Consider the following 16,056-nt stretch of genomic DNA (forward strand, 5'->3'; position numbering starts at 1 on the left):
ACCGGCGATACCCGCAACTTCAGGGTTTCGACTATCGCCATTGCTAAAGAAGAACTTGTTAAAGCTGGTTCTGATTCGCTGTTGTTGAGCGAGTTTCCTGATCCAGGATTGCTCTAAATCAGAGAGGTTCGAATTATTCTGATTCTTATAGAATTGGTTCACCGCATCGCCAGCGGGTAACCAAATTGTGATGCGGCCAGATGAGGAGGCCTGCTGCTCAATGGCGGATTGCAGGATGTATTCAGATTCCGGCGACAGTAGCTGATACAACTTGCGTCGCTCTGAGCGACTCTCAACCGAACTAAAATCTGCCTTAAGTCTGTCTCTAATGAGTTTGGTGGGGGAGTCAGACTGCGTCTTATCATTGATCACATAGCTCATCTTGATCTCGGTGATTGTGAAAGCCCCAAGACCTGCTGTGACGATGGCGACAAACAGGATGGCGAGAAAAGAGACCGCTGATATAATTGACAGTATTCCGTAACACTGAAAGCGACGCTCGGATTTGTTGCGCTTTATCAATGATTGACGAACCTTGGCATTTTTGTTTTGCGCAAGTGATAAAAGCGGATCATTCATATTGTTCTCGATACCTTTTCACGATGCGCAAAGCAACGATGTTTAAACACAAGGTGACCAAAAACAATGTGAGGCCTAAGGCAAACGCCGCTAATGTTTTTACACTGTCAAACTCCTGATCACCAACAAGCAAGGTTACGATCTGTACGGTAATTGTGGTCACAGACTCCAAAGGATTTGCGGTTAAGTTAGCCGCCAGACCCGCGGCCATGACGACGATCATGGTTTCGCCGATGGCTCTTGACACTGCGAGTAAAAGCCCGCCAACAATACCCGGTAGAGCAGCAGGTAATACCACTTTCTTGATCGTTTCAGAGCGGGTTGCCCCCATCGCCAGTGAGGCGTCTCGAATGCTTTGTGGAACAGCCCTTATCACATCATCAGATAGAGAGGAAACAAACGGGATGATCATCACGCCCATAACGGTTCCGGCCGCAAGGGCACTTTCAGAAGAAGCAGACTGGCTGCCGAGAGACTCGGCTATAAAGCGAATGTTCGGCGCGAGAAACAGGGCGGCAAAAAAACCGTAAACCACAGTGGGTATGCCAGCCAACACTTCCATTAACGGCTTTATTGTGGCTCTGACTCTGTCTGGGGCATATTCGGCCAAATAGATCGCACTACATAAACCAATTGGCGCTGCGACAGTCATGGCTATCACTGTGATAAGCAAGGTGCCTGCAAACAATGGAATCGCACCAAAAGAACCGCTTGCGCCTTGTTGGTCTGAACGAATCGCAATTTGCGGTGACCAGTGGGTGCCAAACAGAAACTCACTTATCGGGATCTGGGAGAAAAAAAGCAGTGATTCATACAAGACAGAGAGTACGATGCCAAGAGTGGTCAATATCGCAACAGTCGAGCTGCCAGCCAGTAAGGTTGTGACGGTTTTTTCTACATAGTGGCGAGCTCTAAAGCTGGCCTTAATTTTGTAGATGGCCAGGCTTGCGGAGGCGGCAAGGAGAAGAAAAATTAAGCCTGTGTATATCGATTGACTTAATGTCACCAGATGAGCGTAATAGCCTTGAGTTTGCGCCAGTTGGGATTGATAGGGAAGAGAGGTTTGATTCACGGCGTCGTTTGCGGTGATCCGCGCGTAGAGGAGCTCTTTCGTTGTCCCTATCTCTGAGAGCGGCATTAAGTGAGTAAAGTATTCCAATGCTAAGTGTTGGATTAACCTGGGTTCGACAACGTTCCAGAACAGAACAAAACAACCTACAGGCAGTACTGTCATCCACATTGCAAACCACCCGTAATAGTTAGGCAGCGAATGAAGATGACGAATACCACCGAGGTGTTGAGCTGCATTAAGTGACTTTGAACGAGCGATAAAGAAACTCAATGCAGCGCAGAGTACAATTGCCGAGAGCAAGTACATAGTATTACAAATTTGGTTTTAGGTTCTCGGCATCGTCACGGACTTGCTGCCATTCATTGATTGGCAGCGGGATCAGGCCTCTATCGGTCAAGTAACCTTCAGGTCCAATGGCGTCTTCACTTGTGAAGGCGCTGACGTATTGCGCGATACCAGGGATGACACCGACGTGCGCTTTTTTGACGTAAAAGAAAAGTGAACGTGAAACTGGGTATGAACCGTCGCCAATGGCGTCGAATGTCGGGGCAACACCATTAATTTTGGCTCCTTGAACCTTATCTTGGTTCTGATCAAGAAAGCTGAAACCAAAAATACCATAGGCATCAGGATTACTTGATAGCTTCTGAACAATCAGATTGTCGTTTTCACCAGCTTCGACGAAAGCACCATCCTCTCTAATTCCGTGACAAGAGGCTTTGTACTTAGTTTTATCTGATTTGCTCAGTGCTTTCATCATTGGGTTGGTGTCACAACCAGCTTCCATGACGAGTTCAACAAACGCATCGCGAGTCCCTGAAGTTGGAGGAGGACCGAGCACTTCTATTTTCGTGTCTGGCAAGCTGCTATTTATGCTTTTCCATGTTGTGTATGGATTTGGCTTAAGTTCACCGTTATCGTCCGGCAGTACTTTTGCCAACGCCATATAAATTTCTTTAATCGATACATTCATCAGAGGCGACTCAACCGAGTTTGCAAACGCGATACCGTCATAGCCGATTTTAACCTCGATGATTTCTTCGACACCATTTTGCTTACACAGCTCGATCTCTGAGGACTTTATTTTGCGCGAAGCATTGGTGATATCGGGGGTATTTTTCCCCACTCCTGAGCAAAACAACTTCAGACCACCACCTGAACCGGTGGATTCTATTTTAGGAACCGAGAAATTAGATGATTTACCGAAGCGTTCGGCAACGACGGTAGCAAAAGGGTAGACTGTAGACGAGCCTACGACACTGATCTGATCTTTCGCTAATGAAAATGACGTGTAACAACAGGTAGTAAGTCCTACCAAGGCAACGAATTTGTGCTTAAGCATAACAGTCTCCTTAATCTGAATGCTGCTATTAAAGTAGTTGTTCAAATACTCAGGAGCCAGAATGGTAACTAAAAATTCATCTTAATTAATTTTGTACTGATAGACGGAGAGCTCTTTTAGGGAGCGGAGAGAAAAGCTTCCATACTTAAAGCTTGCATATTGAAGAACGTCTTAATATAGGTGTTCTTCGATACTCCTAGTAATTAGATATGTTCTAATGTAATAAAATCTGTAACTCATTTATGTCCAAAGATGAGTTAGTCCCTTAGGTCAATTTAAAGATAAGCAGCTGCGAATGAGTGCTTTACTCGTGGCTGCCTTCTTCTTTGACTTCATCTAATTCCATCTCTTCCTCAACCAGCTCCGCCAATTCATCAGCATGCGCAGTATGAGCATTTAATCCTTCGAGTAGTTCTTGCTCGGAAAAAGTCTTCTTATCCATTTCTGTAGCCTCACTAGTAAGCGATTTGATAGAAAGTATATCACTAATGTAGTTTTTACTTGGAAGGTTGTCAGAGGCTCTTTGAGGTACTTTCAGGTATGTTCTAGAGTTAAAGAATAAAGTAGGGGAGTTGGATAGCTATTTGAGCCGTGGAAAAAATGGGTCTAAGATAGTTGAGAGAGAAACTACTGTATAAGTCCACCTTTCGTCCACACTTAATCCACCCAGAAATGATGTGGTTATAGAGGGTTCAGGTAAAGTGGCTAAGTTTCAGTAAGTTGAAGAGAATTGAGAGCGTTTTTGAAGGCTCAAAAACGGTGAAACCCCGATGTTGGTAGCATCGGGGTTTCGAATTTTTAGATGTCTCGGATGGTAAGGCCGATAATCTTTATGCAAAAGGCTGGATTTAATCCGAATTAATTCCTTGGTAGGGAATTAGATGCGGATGAAGTCCATGTGCTCAACTTTTGGCTTGTAAGCGTGACGTTGAACGTCTTGTGGCTTAACTTTAACTTCAGCGCCGTCGATCACTAGAACGATACCTTCGTAGAACTCAGGCTTGTCCATTTGGTTAACAACGTCGTCGTGGTTAAGAACGATAGATACTGCTGCTTCTTCACCGCCGTATACAACTGCAGGGAATTTACCAGCGTGACGTAGGCGGCGGCTCGCACCTTTACCTAGTTCAGTACGTACTACTGCTTCAAATTTCATAGTATTACTCTCAAAAAATAATAGATTTTCATAATCACACTAACAATGCGACCTTGTTAAGTGTGCTAAACGCTGAAAAGAAATTGGTAGTAACTCTTCAAGCGAGCGCGGATACTATCACTCTATCTGTTTTCTAGCAACTCAAAATCATCTAAATCAGCGATTTTAAGGGCAATTATAATCAATCGGTTAAGATTGATTCAGCAGAGTCAAAACTAAGGTTCAAATTGCGTTCGAATCGAATGAACCGAATCTGAATAGAACCCTCACTATTGGTTAAGCCTTGCGGCCTTATTCTGTATCTCAAGTTAACAAAACAACGTTATTCATTGAGAGAGGAACACACTATGGGACCAGTAAGCATTGTAGTTATTACGCTAAACGAAGAGAAGCGTATCGGTCGACTAATGGAAGATCTTAGTAAGCAGACTCATAAGGAGTTTGAAGTGATCCTTGTCGATTCAAACAGTGATGACGCAACGCGTGATGTTGCTACCGCGTATGAGGCGTCATTACCAGCTCTTACTATCCATAAAATGGAGACAAGAGGTGTCAGCTTAGGGCGCAACACAGGAGCAAAACTGGCAAAGCACGAACGCCTATTGTTTCTTGATGCCGATGTTCAATTATCGCCAAACTTTCTTGCTAACGCATTAAGCCAGTTAGAAGAAAAGCAACTCGAAGTGGCGGGCGTATACATGGGTGCAAAAGATCTCGCACTGGTACATCAGCTTGGCTACGGCATGTTCAACTTGGGTTTATTCGTCACTCAGTTTGTCTTTCCTACTGCAGTCGGTGCGTGCATTTTCTCATCCAAGCGCGTACATCAACAGTTGAACGGCTTCGATGAACAAATCGTACTTTGTGAAGATTGCGACTATGTGAAACGCGCGAGCAAAACATGGCGATTCCGCTTCTTGCCGTTGACGTTTGGGTTTGATCCTAGACGTTTAGATGAAGAAGGCGCCTTCAAAATGGGAGCGACCTACCTGAAAGCAAATGTGCGACGTTTCTTCTTTGGAGAAATGCGTAACAACGAAATGGAATACAAGTTTGGTCACTACAAAGAGCAACAATAACTGAGTAACTCAATATGTTTGAAGGATTCAGCATATTTGTCGGGGCCTTGCTAGATGCGTTGATTGGCCCCAATTTGTTTGTACCAGGCGAGCCGTTCTTGCTCGCTGCGGGGTATCAACTCCAGCAAGGCATTATTACCGGAGTGTTTGCGGTTTTACTGGGTGGTTTTATCGGCGATCAAGTGAGTTACTTTATTGGTCGAAGGTTAGGTATTCCCGCACAGAGAAAACTGATTCGGTGGCAATCTAAAACACGCCGCCCAATTGCGCGATGTCGTCACTTGATGGCCCAAAAGGGTAACTATGTGTTGGCGTTTGCGCGTTTGCTTGGGCCCATCGCCTGGGTTGTGCCGTTTATTGCAGGCTCGCAAAAAATCAGTTGGGCTCGATTTAGCCTGTATTCCACCATTGGTTTGTTTCTAGGGGTTGGTCAGTTTGTTGCTTGGGGCTATTTACTTGGTTATGGAATAGATAACTTCCCAATACTCAACGAAGCTAAAATATTCTTAGTTGAACATAAGGCTATCTTAATCGCTGTAGGTGCGAGTGTCGGCTTCTATCTTATCGGTAGGAAATTACGCTGGCGTTTAATGTTTACCAAGTTCACTGCGTTCTTGTTGGCATCGGTTTTGTTCGCTAACTATGCCCATTTCTTTTTCTATTCCGACGACTTTGCGAATAAAGTGAGTGTGTCTGAAAAGGGGAATGAGTTTGTCACAATAGGCGAACTACCTCTGAAGGCGTATCCGGGCAAATCAGCGGTGTTTGACGCTCAGGCTATTAATGTTGCTTACGTAGGTGAACATCCAAGGGCTTTAATGGCCGATTTAGGTTGGATTGAAAATAAAACCTTCTCTAGAAATGATTTAGAGATAAGTGATTATATAGAGTTGCTTAAGCTAAATACTCCACCAGTCTCTGATTTGTTCTGGAATGGCGTGCCGCAAGAGTTAGCGTTTCAGCTACCAGGCAACTTGTTAAAACGCAGTCATATCCGCTGGTGGCAGGCTGGTGTGGATTCAAATACAAATCAAAATCTATGGTTGGGTGCGCTAAGCTACGATGATGGTCTTCAGATAACACCATATTCAGGTATTGTTACGATTCTGCACAGTATCGATCCTAATGTAGACCATGAGCGAGACAAGCTTGCTGAACAAGTACTCAGTGCGCCTGCGAATGTATCTATAGACATGGCCGCCTATCATCCACCAACCATTTTAGATGGCGAGCATGATTATTACACTGATGGCCGAGTACTGGTGATTAAGAGTGAGCGAGCTTCTCGGTCAGAAATATAATTATTGCCTACAAGTAAAATGCTGCCTAATGCTGAGCAAAAGTTTGCTTGGTGATGTTAGCTCGATTCAATAAACATAGGGGTTTTAGGTAGAAAAGTCTTGGCATTAACTTTGCGATAACGCGTAGATTCACGAAATAAACTCAAGAGTCTGCGAGTTAAGCAAAGGAAGCGAAATGCCAACACTGAACTACCTAATTGAGATTGACGGGCTTGAAGATGAGTCGCTAGTCGTCCACGAATTTAACGGTTGCGAATCGCTTTCATCTGATGACCAAGAGTTGTGTATCGGCTACCGCTATGAGATTAATCTTGCTAGTCGTCGTCATGATCTTAGTGAAGATGACATTGTCGACAAAAATGTGCAGTTAAAGCTCTTTCGTAATGGTGTGTTGGAGCGAATCTTACATGGCGTGGTAAGAGAGTTTACGGTAGGAGATACAGGTCATCACCATACGTTTTACTCTTTAACTCTTGTCCCCTCATTAGAACGTCTTTCGCTAAGGCACAACAGCCGAATTTTCCAACATCAAACTTGCCCTGAGATCGTCTCTATTCTTCTTCAGGAAATGGGTATCAATGACTACTCCTTTTCGCTAAAGAATCAGTATCAGCAACGTGAGTTTTGCGTGCAGTATCGTGAAACAGACCTTGCGTTTATCAATCGATTGCTAGCAGAAGAAGGGATTATTTATAGCTTCTATCATGAGCAAGATAAGCACACAGTAGTTTTCTCAGATACGAGTGAATCTCTACCAAAACTGGAAACTGCACTGCCTTATAACGCTTTAGCCGGTGGAGCGAATGATGAGCCGTGTATATCAAGTTTGCTAGAAACTAAACGCGTAGAAGTGAGTCGAGTTGAGCTCAGCGATTACAGCTTTAAGAAACCTTCCTATCGATTGATGCAAAAGAAGTTAGGGGTAGAACAAGAGTACCAAAACACAGAGCACTATGAGTATTTTGATTCTCCTGGGCGCTACAAAGAAGATGCAGTGGGTGAACTGATCAGTCAGACAAGGATGGATTATTTGCGCCGCAATGCGCATTCCGCAACCGCGAAATCCAATGCACTAGTTCTACAAGCCGGATTGTGTTTCTCGATAGAAGAGCACATTGATGATGAAATAACAAAGGACTGGCAGGTAGTTTCCATCAAACTACGTGGTACCCAGCCTCAAGCTCTAGAAGAAGAGGGGGGCAATGGTGCGACAACCTATCACAATGAACTTGTCCTCGTTCCCGCTAAATGCACTTGGCAATCAAAACCACAAAACAAACCAACTGTTGATGGTTCTTCAATTGCAATTGTAGTAGGCCCTGAAGGTGAAGAAATCTACTGTGACGAACATGGTAGGGTTAAGCTACATTTTCCATGGGATCGGTATTCTAACGGAGACGAACACAGTTCTTGTTGGGTAAGGGTTTCTCAGGGGTGGGCAGGTTCGCAGTACGGAATGATGGCGCTGCCGAGAGTAGGGCAAGAAGTGATAGTCTCTTTCCTGAACGGTGATCCAGACCAACCAATTGTGACTGGTCGTTCCTACAATGCGAATAATAAACTGCCGTACGGGCTTCCTGAAAACAAAACCAAAACAGTAATACGCAGCGAATCCTATCAGGGCTCAGGTTTCAACGAATTAAGTTTTGAAGATCAAGTAGACAAAGAACAGATCTATTTGCACGCACAAAAAGATTTTAATGCTGAAGTAAAAAATGATTCGACGACTCACATCCACCATGACCAGCACTCTATAGTCGAAAATGATCGATTTAAACAGGTTTTAGGTAGTGCCCATTCTACGACGGAAGGAGAAAGTCGAACCCAGATAAAAGGTACAACGAGTGAAGTCGTTGAAAGTAGCTCCCATCAACAAATCGGTACACTCTTCAGTGCAGATGTAGGGCGCGAAATTACCTTGAAGAGTGGCGCGAAAATAGTGGTCGAAGCAGGAGCTGAAATCACCCTAAAAGCTGGCGGAAGTTTCGTCAAAGTTGATGGAGGTGGTGTTCACCTCGTTGGTCCTGCCATAAATCTAAATGGCGGCGGTAGTGCGGGCAGTGGCAGCGACTACGCAGGACAGCTTGCTGAATTACCAAAAGATGTGGAGTCTCCTCAAGCACCTGAAGTATCAAAAGCTGTAAGTTACCAAGCGCTACTGAAAGCAGAAGAAGCCAATGTCCCTGCAGTCAAACCTTGTCCTTTGGCAGGAGATGCCTGATGTTGAAGGACTGGTTTATTACTCAAGGCGAAGGGGCGGCGTTCTGGTTAGCTGATAGTAAAACCCACACAAAAGCCGTAAAGGAGTTCGGGTTTGGTTTTGAAGATTCGAGACCTCTTTTTGAAGGCGAGATGTTTAATTCTGTTAAAGATTTATCACCATGGCTTATCCCTGTGACAGAAGAAGTGCTGTCACTACAAGAAGAAACAATTAATAAAGGCATTGGCATTCGAAGTGAACATAAATTCGAGGAAGTTGTAGAACATCTACAAAGTTTGCTCACGGCATCTCTCGAAGGTGAAGAAGTCCTATTTCGTTTTTACGACTCAAAAGTTGTCCTACCAATGCTTAAAGCTATGGACGAGGGAGAGTTGGCAAGTTTTATGGGCAATATCAGTGAAATTGCCTTTTTTGACGATGAAATTAGAGCATTTTCAAATACACCTAAACCAGACTTTAAGCCGCAAAGAGAAGCTTGGTGGAAAATACAGCCTCATCATCTAGCGGAGCTATACAACATTAAAGCCCATGCCCATGCGTTAGAAAGAAGATGGTGGGAGCTGTTTCCACAACTAATGGAAAAGCTAGATAGCCCATCAGTTGTCCTAGTCGGAGCACTAAAAAAAGGGATAGATGTTGGCTTTAAAATTGAAAAGTTAGAGTACGGTGCAATGGTTGAACTGGCCAAAATTACAGGTACTCACATTTCAGAGTTTTCTATTCCTTTCCACTTAACATTTGAAGAATTAAAAGAGTTAGAAGCCATTAAGGAGAGTTGGGTATGAGCAGCGCCACAGGAGCTAGCCCTTACTGCGTACCATGTGAGAAGAAAACACACTGGGTTGAAGTACAAGTAAGGGATGAATTTAATAAACCGTTCCAAGGCGTTAGTGGTGTTCTCATTGATGGAGCTTGCAATGAGTACCCAATTACTTTGGGTGACTCCTCAATCCTTGTAGAAAATATCTGTCCAGGTGAAGTCACGCTGAAACTAGACAGTAAGTCTTGGTTAATCGAATCTCAAGGGAAGGAGCGCAAGCCAAACTCTGAAGGTAATCCTACTAAAGACTTTGCCGATGAATACCAAGGACATAAAGATTCCAAACCCATTTTCTTTGAGGTTACGGCAGGGGATCTAACTGAACTGACAGAAGAACAAGCATTACCTACACGTCATCAAAAAGGAAAAGCCGATGCATTAAAACTCGTCGCAGATAAGAGTTATGTACTTAAAGTAAAAGGCTTCAATTTTATTACTCTACGCGTAGGGATGTTCTTTGATGGAACGGGCAATAATACTTACAGCGCTCAATGGGGTAAGAGCCAGTTAGATAAGTATTATACAAAATGGCGCAACAAACATGCAGTCAATAAACATAAAGCTGTGACCGAGTGGCCTAGTGATATGTTCAAGTTTCCAGAAGATGAGAAGTTTCATTTCTTTTGGGAAGAAGACTTTGCAGTCGATGGAAGTGCAGCAAATGAACTGACAAACATTCAGAAGTTACATGATTTGTATCCTGATGATGTGTTTGATAGTAACAATAATACCTTTATACACCCGGAGTATATAACGGGTATAGGTACCGGAAATGAAAAGGACAGTACTAAACCTGCTGATGAGTCCGTCGTGCCAGGACAAGCATTTGGAACAGGTGACTATGGTGTAATAGCCAAAGTTGAGACAGGTATAGAGCAGTTGTGTAAAGCTTTGAGTCAGATTTCCGAATCAGAGCAGTTTATTAAGGCCAATGCTGATGGGTTAGCGTGTATTGAATTAGATGTTTTTGGTTTTAGTCGAGGAGCGGCAGCTGCTAGACATTTCACTAATGTTGTAGCAGATGGTGAGCAAGGAGCTTTTGCTTCTCAATTTTCTAAGGCATGTAAGGTAAATTCGATTAGTCTCAAGTCGGGTTTTGACTGGGAAAGTAACCAGTCAAACTGTATTAAGTTTGTGGGTATTTTTGATACTGTCGCTGCAATTTTTGACCCATTTAGCGGCGATTTTACCCCTCATAACGATGATAACGGTGACGTCAGACTTTGGCTTGAGCCCGATCGTATTGAAAAAGTTGTCCACCTTACAGCGCATAAGAAGACCGAATATAGATATAACTTTTGCCTAAACAAGGTAAATACAAATGGTAAGTTCAAAGAGTATGTCGTCCCCGGAGCGCACTCTGATCTTGGAGGTGGCTACCAGTCTACGATAGCTTATGACACTGTCGGTGGTCAGACACAGGATAGATATTTGTTACCGCTCCTAGAAGTAAAACCAGTAAAAAGATTAAGGCGAGATGTTGGACGTTGGAACTACGATAAGGTGAAGGCGTCACTAGACGAAAAATTTAAAAAAGTCATCGACCATGAAGTGTCTTTAGGGTGGAATAAAGATGATTATATTGTTGGCTATAGAACGGTTAATCATGGACGTAATGATCAAACCTATTTGGAAGGTACTCTGCAGAAAAAACGCGTGGTAGAAGGGGACTTATCACGATTGTATCTTCGCGTTATGTTTGGGCTTGCTGAAAGTGCTAAAGTCCCCCTAGATGATCAACAAGGCGGGATTTGGAATGAAGAAGGCGATAGTTATTACTCAGTGCCGAAAATCGTTGGTAATTATGAGTTCGGAGAGTTTTGCGAAAAAGCGTTATCTGCTGCCAAAAGTGGAGATCTTTTAGGCGAGCTTGATGTTAGTAATATTGAAGATGTACAAGATAGTTCTATCATGGTTAGTCTGATGAAAGCGAACTTAATTCACCACTCTTCAGATTGTTCTATCGCGAACAAACCACACGAGCTTGGTGATACGTTTGTTCGAGAAATATTTGAATGCAAAAAGGAAAGCTAAGATGAAGCAATTAATAGCCACATTACTTCTGGTAGTTCCGGTTGTTTCCAATGCATTCGCAAAAGTGCCTAGTGTTCCTGAAGATATGCCTAAGTGGCGAATTGGCTATGCCATGTCTTCATTATATCCTGCGAAAATTACCGAAGCTTATGGGGTGAATGAAGAGCAAGATTGGACGTCATTTGTTCATAACGATATGCACTTTCTGACAAGAACCGAGCTAAGTAAACTGAAGAAAGACTTACCTGACTACGACGGCTTTGGTCTCGTCTTAGGAACTCCCGTAACTAAGAAAAGACAAGTCGGTGGTACGGCAACATTACCAGATAGTGTGTATATCTATTGGGCTTCAATTTCAAACCAAAGATTTTTCACTACAAAATGGCAATTATCACCGGATATCAAGAAAATGATGAGTACCAAAGAAACTTATACTCGATATGACGGTGTGGTTCGCGACTGTTATCGGACTGATATGATCTTTGGCTTTTTGCCTAACGGCAATACTAAATTGTGGTTGCGTGGTTGTGGTGAATATAAATACATCACGGAAATAACGCCAGATGCAGAGCTTGAGGCCGATACCTTTGGCAATGATGCTGACATTTACAGAGCGAATTATAGTAAGCGAATTGCTGAACGATCTGAAAGTGCTGGGGCGGTTTTAGATCCTATTCCTTGGGACAAAGTCAATAAAGTATACTCTGACATAAACTGACCGAGCTAAATTAGAGCTACACCAAGTAGCGAATTACGACACTTCTTCCCAATTAATAAAAATGCGATTGAAATAACTCACTCTAATGGTTTTTACGCTCTTAGAGTGAGTTTGTCTGGTTGTAATTTCATCAAATCGCATACTATTCCAAGCAAATCGTGAGGTTTAATGGACAAGGACCCAATTGACGAAAATAACCGAAGGCCGCTTGCAGTTCGTGATGTCGCCATCACTCGTAAAGTCGCTATTTGGTTAAGTAAAAAAGACGTCACCCCTAATCAGATATCATTAATGAGCATCGGTTTTGCCGTAGTGGGCTACAGCGTGATGCTTACCTACTACTTTTTGTCAGATAGCTATCTGCTGTTATTGGCGGCCGTTGCTATACAGATGCGTTTATTGTGTAATCTGTTCGATGGCATGGTTGCGATTGAGGGCGGAAAGAAAACCCCAGCAGGTGAGCTCTATAATGATGTACCAGACCGTATTGCTGACCCCCTGTTTATTGTCGCAGCAGGTTTTGCAACAGAGTCGGTACTTGGTATGCCGTTGGCTTGGACTAGCGCGATAGTGGCGGTGTTGACTGCTTATGTCCGAGTCCTAGGTGTAAGCATGGGGACTCCAGCCGATTTTCGTGGCCCTATGGCCAAGCAGCATCGTATGGCACTCTTAACGGTGACTTACTTACTACTGCTCCTACAGCATGTATCCGGTTGGCTACCGAATATCTTCATTTACAGCATGGACGTAGCACTGCTGATTATGCTGTTAGGTAGTATTTATACCACTTGGCGACGTCTCGCTTTTATTTCTGAATACAAAACGCAAAATGCAATTGAAGAAGAGCAGCCAAAAGAGAGGGAACCGCAATGTTAGGTATCCCTTTGCATTCGTTCTATATCATGGTCGTTATCGTTTCGGTATTGGTGCTAGGAACGTTTGTCTATCTCTGGTTATCGAGGCAGCACAGAGATCGCGATTACTTAGAGTTAAAGCTTCGAATTCGTTCGTGGTGGTGGATGATAGGAATCGTCTTCGTTGTTCTCTATCTGCCTTTGCAATACACGCTCTTTTTTGTCGGCTTTTTGAGTTTTATGGCGCTTAAAGAGTTCCTCTCTATTGTTCCCACTCGTATGACTGACCGGCGAGTTATCTTTTGGGCTTACCTGTCGATTCCGTTCCAATATTATTGGCTATCGATTGGTTGGTATGGCATGTACATTATCTTTATCCCTGTATACATGTTCCTGTATCTACCTATGGTTGCTGTGTTGATTGGAGATACCAAAGGCTTTATTCGTTCTGCAGGTGTCATTCACTGGGCCTTGATGTTAACGGTGTTTTGTATCAGCCACATGGCTTATCTCTTGGTGCTACCAAGTTTGAACCCTGATGCAGGTTCAATGGGGATGCTGCTCTTTTTGCTGATATTTACTCAGTTTAATGACGTCTGCCAATATGTTTGGGGTAAGTCGTTTGGCAAACATAAGATCGTTCCAAAAGTGAGCCCGAATAAGACTTGGGAAGGCTTTGTCGGGGGAGCTTTAACGGTTATTGCTGCCTCCTATTTCGTTGCGCCATACCTAACGCCTTTAACAGGAGCGGAAGGTCTAGTGGCCGGTATAATCATCGCCTTTAGTGGCTTTATTGGTGACTTGGTTATCTCATCAGTGAAGCGGGACTTAAAGATTAAAGACACGAGTCAGTTTATCCCTGGTCACGGTGGAATTCTCGATCGCATCGATAGCTTGATGTTTACCGCGCCGCTGTTTTTCCACTATATCTACTATTTGTACTATTGAGGACTTATGGCGAGAATACTCAGAGTGCTGTTTATATTATTGTTCGTAAAGCCACTTGTATTTATCGGCTTAGGATTAAACATTATCAACAGACAAAACTTGCCTATGAATGGGCCAGTGGTCGTTGCTGCTAATCATAATAGTCATTTAGATACATTGGTATTACTGGCGCTATTTCCAATTAGCATTATTCATAAGGTTCGCCCAGTAGCGGCAGCGGATTATTTTTTATCTAATCCAATCGTTGCTTGGTTATCGCTCAATGTGATTGGCATTATTCCAATACGCAGATCGCCGTCTAAAGAGCAAAAAGAAGCGATCTTTGATGAATGCCATAAGGCTCTAGAACAAGGAGATATATTGATTATATTTCCGGAAGGTAGCCGTGGTGAGCCTGAAGTTATGAGTGGTCTGAAAAAGGGAATATATCATCTAGTGAAAGATCATCCTCAGTGCGCAGTGGTCCCTGTTGTTATGCGTGGATTAGGGGCGTCGTTACCAAAGGGGACTGCGATGTTTGTTCCGTTTAATTGCGATGTTGTTCTAGGTGATAGCGTTAGTGATTTTTCCGACGCTGACGAGTTTATCGAGATTATGCAGGAGCAATATCAAATGCTGAGTGAGCAGTGTATCGTTCAAGTTGAATAGCAGTACGTTTAGAAAGTATGTTCGGATATAAATTAGTTAAGCCCAGCATTACGCTGGGCTCTTCCATTTTATGAATTTTAAGATATGGTTAAGGTAATAATATAAAGAATTCAGATTATTACCTATGTTGTTGATAAACAATAAATACATTCTTAACGCTTTAACGGGGACGTTAGAAGAGCGAGACAGTGGTATCAAAGTGGCGCTTGGCAGCAACGAAGTTGCTCTGTTGCAGTTTATGATTGAGCATCCCCATAAGCCACTCTCAAAGGCTCAGCTTCTCGATGAAGTATGGTACAAGAAAGGCGTGGTGGTAGAAGAAAGCAGCTTGCTCCATGCAGTATCGACTTGTCGTAAAGCATTAGAAGACCGCGGTGGTGAAATCATTACCACAGTTCGTGGTGTCGGCTATCAGTTTAATGGCCATGTAGAAAGCTACCAACCGAAAGAAATCGATTCTCCGATTATTACCCGAGCGTCTAGCCCCAGCGAACCAAAGCAGCTTAAGCGCAATAATACCGCTTACCTCATTGCCTTTACACTTAGTGCGGCAGTCGGTTTTACGGCTTATAGTTGGTTGAGCACGCCATGGGTAGAGGCTGATTATCAAGAGAGCCGGTATGTTGGCTGCATTATCCCTCAGCCTGGTAGTGACAAGTCACTAGTGATGAACAACGTTCGCGCTTTTACTTCTGAGAACCAAACTATCTTGGTCGATCAAGAGGGGAATTCAATCAGCTTTATTCCTTCTGAAGTGGAGGTGGATTGTGAATAAGAAAATTCTAGCGGGTAGTATTGCTTCGGGGTTTATTATTGGCGTGTTGGCTGGCGTAGTAAACTCGCCCACTATCGCTCAAGCGTTGCAAAGTGATACCAGTCTACTGGTTAAATCGGATGACAATACCCACATCATTAAGATGAAGTCGGCAATCAATCTCAAACGTTCTGGTCAGTACGAGATGTTCTTTTTGACGGAGGGAGATGTCGGCTTTAACTCGGCGGGAGAATACCACTTTACCCGCTATGGGCTTTCACTAATGCCAACTACATCTGAACAAGTCCTGCCTTCTTCGCAAAAAGTCTCTCTGTTGGAAACGATGTTTTCACAGCGTGGGATGCATTCGTTAGAAGAGCTTAAAATGATTCCCTACTCCCAGGAACAGATGATTTTGGTCGCTCCTAGGTACTCATATTTGTTTTCAAAGCGCGCTGAATAACGTCATTAATCAGATTTAAATCGCCGTAGTACTTTGCAAGTTACTACGGCGTTTTTGCATATAAATC

At 43.4% G+C, this 16,056-nt stretch carries 16 protein-coding genes; 11 read left to right on the forward strand and 5 right to left on the reverse strand.

What is annotated here, in order from left to right; all coding sequences use genetic code 11:
- From AC6R16_RS03310 to rplY, 5 genes are all read right to left on the reverse strand, one after another.
- A partial coding sequence (locus AC6R16_RS03310; protein WP_500673600.1) for a DUF3333 domain-containing protein occupies positions 1-579 on the reverse strand: 579 nt, incomplete at its 3' end.
- Complete coding sequence (gene pstC / locus AC6R16_RS03315; RefSeq protein ID WP_500642030.1) at positions 572-1,957, reverse strand: phosphate ABC transporter permease subunit PstC; 1,386 nt, start codon at positions 1,955-1,957, stop codon at positions 572-574. The genes pstC and AC6R16_RS03310, both read right to left, overlap by 8 nt.
- A gap of 4 nt (positions 1,958-1,961) precedes the next feature.
- Entirely contained in the window at positions 1,962-2,993 is a 1,032-nt protein-coding gene (locus AC6R16_RS03320) for a PstS family phosphate ABC transporter substrate-binding protein (RefSeq protein WP_500673601.1), read from the reverse strand.
- 304 nt (positions 2,994-3,297) lie between these two features.
- On the reverse strand, positions 3,298-3,435 hold the full coding sequence (locus AC6R16_RS03325; RefSeq protein ID WP_500673602.1) for a hypothetical protein: 138 nt from the start codon (positions 3,433-3,435) through the stop codon (positions 3,298-3,300).
- A 435-nt stretch (positions 3,436-3,870) separates the two neighbouring features.
- Positions 3,871-4,149 carry a 50S ribosomal protein L25 gene (gene rplY, locus AC6R16_RS03330; RefSeq protein WP_004746191.1) on the reverse strand — a complete coding sequence of 93 codons (279 nt, stop codon included), beginning with the start codon at positions 4,147-4,149 and terminating at the stop codon, positions 3,871-3,873.
- Positions 4,150-4,496: 347 nt separating this feature from the next.
- Between rplY and AC6R16_RS03335 the strand changes: the two genes are divergently transcribed.
- From AC6R16_RS03335 to AC6R16_RS03385, 11 genes are all read left to right on the forward strand, one after another.
- Complete coding sequence (locus AC6R16_RS03335) at positions 4,497-5,228, forward strand: glycosyltransferase family 2 protein (protein ID WP_500673603.1); 732 nt, start codon at positions 4,497-4,499, stop codon at positions 5,226-5,228.
- A gap of 14 nt (positions 5,229-5,242) precedes the next feature.
- Positions 5,243-6,529 carry an LssY C-terminal domain-containing protein gene (locus AC6R16_RS03340; RefSeq protein ID WP_500673604.1) on the forward strand — a complete coding sequence of 429 codons (1,287 nt, stop codon included), beginning with the start codon at positions 5,243-5,245 and terminating at the stop codon, positions 6,527-6,529.
- A 175-nt stretch (positions 6,530-6,704) separates the two neighbouring features.
- Entirely contained in the window at positions 6,705-8,750 is a 2,046-nt protein-coding gene (locus tag AC6R16_RS03345) for a type VI secretion system Vgr family protein (RefSeq protein ID WP_500673605.1), read from the forward strand.
- Complete coding sequence (locus tag AC6R16_RS03350) at positions 8,750-9,535, forward strand: DUF4123 domain-containing protein (protein WP_500673606.1); 786 nt, start codon at positions 8,750-8,752, stop codon at positions 9,533-9,535. The genes AC6R16_RS03345 and AC6R16_RS03350 overlap by 1 nt, the downstream gene beginning before the upstream one ends.
- On the forward strand, positions 9,532-11,604 hold the full coding sequence (locus tag AC6R16_RS03355) for a phospholipase effector Tle1 domain-containing protein (RefSeq protein ID WP_500673607.1): 2,073 nt from the start codon (positions 9,532-9,534) through the stop codon (positions 11,602-11,604). Before AC6R16_RS03350 ends, AC6R16_RS03355 begins: the two co-directional genes overlap by 4 nt.
- A gap of 1 nt (position 11,605) precedes the next feature.
- A complete protein-coding gene (locus AC6R16_RS03360) occupies positions 11,606-12,322 on the forward strand; it encodes a DUF2931 family protein (RefSeq protein WP_500673608.1) in 717 nt (238 codons plus the stop codon).
- A 168-nt stretch (positions 12,323-12,490) separates the two neighbouring features.
- Positions 12,491-13,198 carry a CDP-alcohol phosphatidyltransferase family protein gene (locus AC6R16_RS03365; protein WP_500673609.1) on the forward strand — a complete coding sequence of 236 codons (708 nt, stop codon included), beginning with the start codon at positions 12,491-12,493 and terminating at the stop codon, positions 13,196-13,198.
- Entirely contained in the window at positions 13,192-14,124 is a 933-nt protein-coding gene (locus AC6R16_RS03370; protein WP_171321573.1) for a phosphatidate cytidylyltransferase, read from the forward strand. The genes AC6R16_RS03365 and AC6R16_RS03370 overlap by 7 nt, the downstream gene beginning before the upstream one ends.
- 6 nt (positions 14,125-14,130) lie before the next feature.
- A complete protein-coding gene (locus tag AC6R16_RS03375; protein WP_500673610.1) occupies positions 14,131-14,772 on the forward strand; it encodes a lysophospholipid acyltransferase family protein in 642 nt (213 codons plus the stop codon).
- A 124-nt stretch (positions 14,773-14,896) separates the two neighbouring features.
- Entirely contained in the window at positions 14,897-15,547 is a 651-nt protein-coding gene (locus AC6R16_RS03380; protein WP_500673611.1) for a winged helix-turn-helix domain-containing protein, read from the forward strand.
- Positions 15,540-15,989 (forward strand): hypothetical protein, encoded by a 450-nt coding sequence (locus AC6R16_RS03385; protein ID WP_500673612.1) that lies wholly within the window; start codon positions 15,540-15,542, stop codon positions 15,987-15,989. The genes AC6R16_RS03380 and AC6R16_RS03385 overlap by 8 nt, the downstream gene beginning before the upstream one ends.
- The last annotated feature ends 67 nt before the right edge of the window (positions 15,990-16,056 follow it).

The sequence above is a fragment of the Vibrio sp. R10-SG3-ISO10 genome (assembly GCF_059834185.1).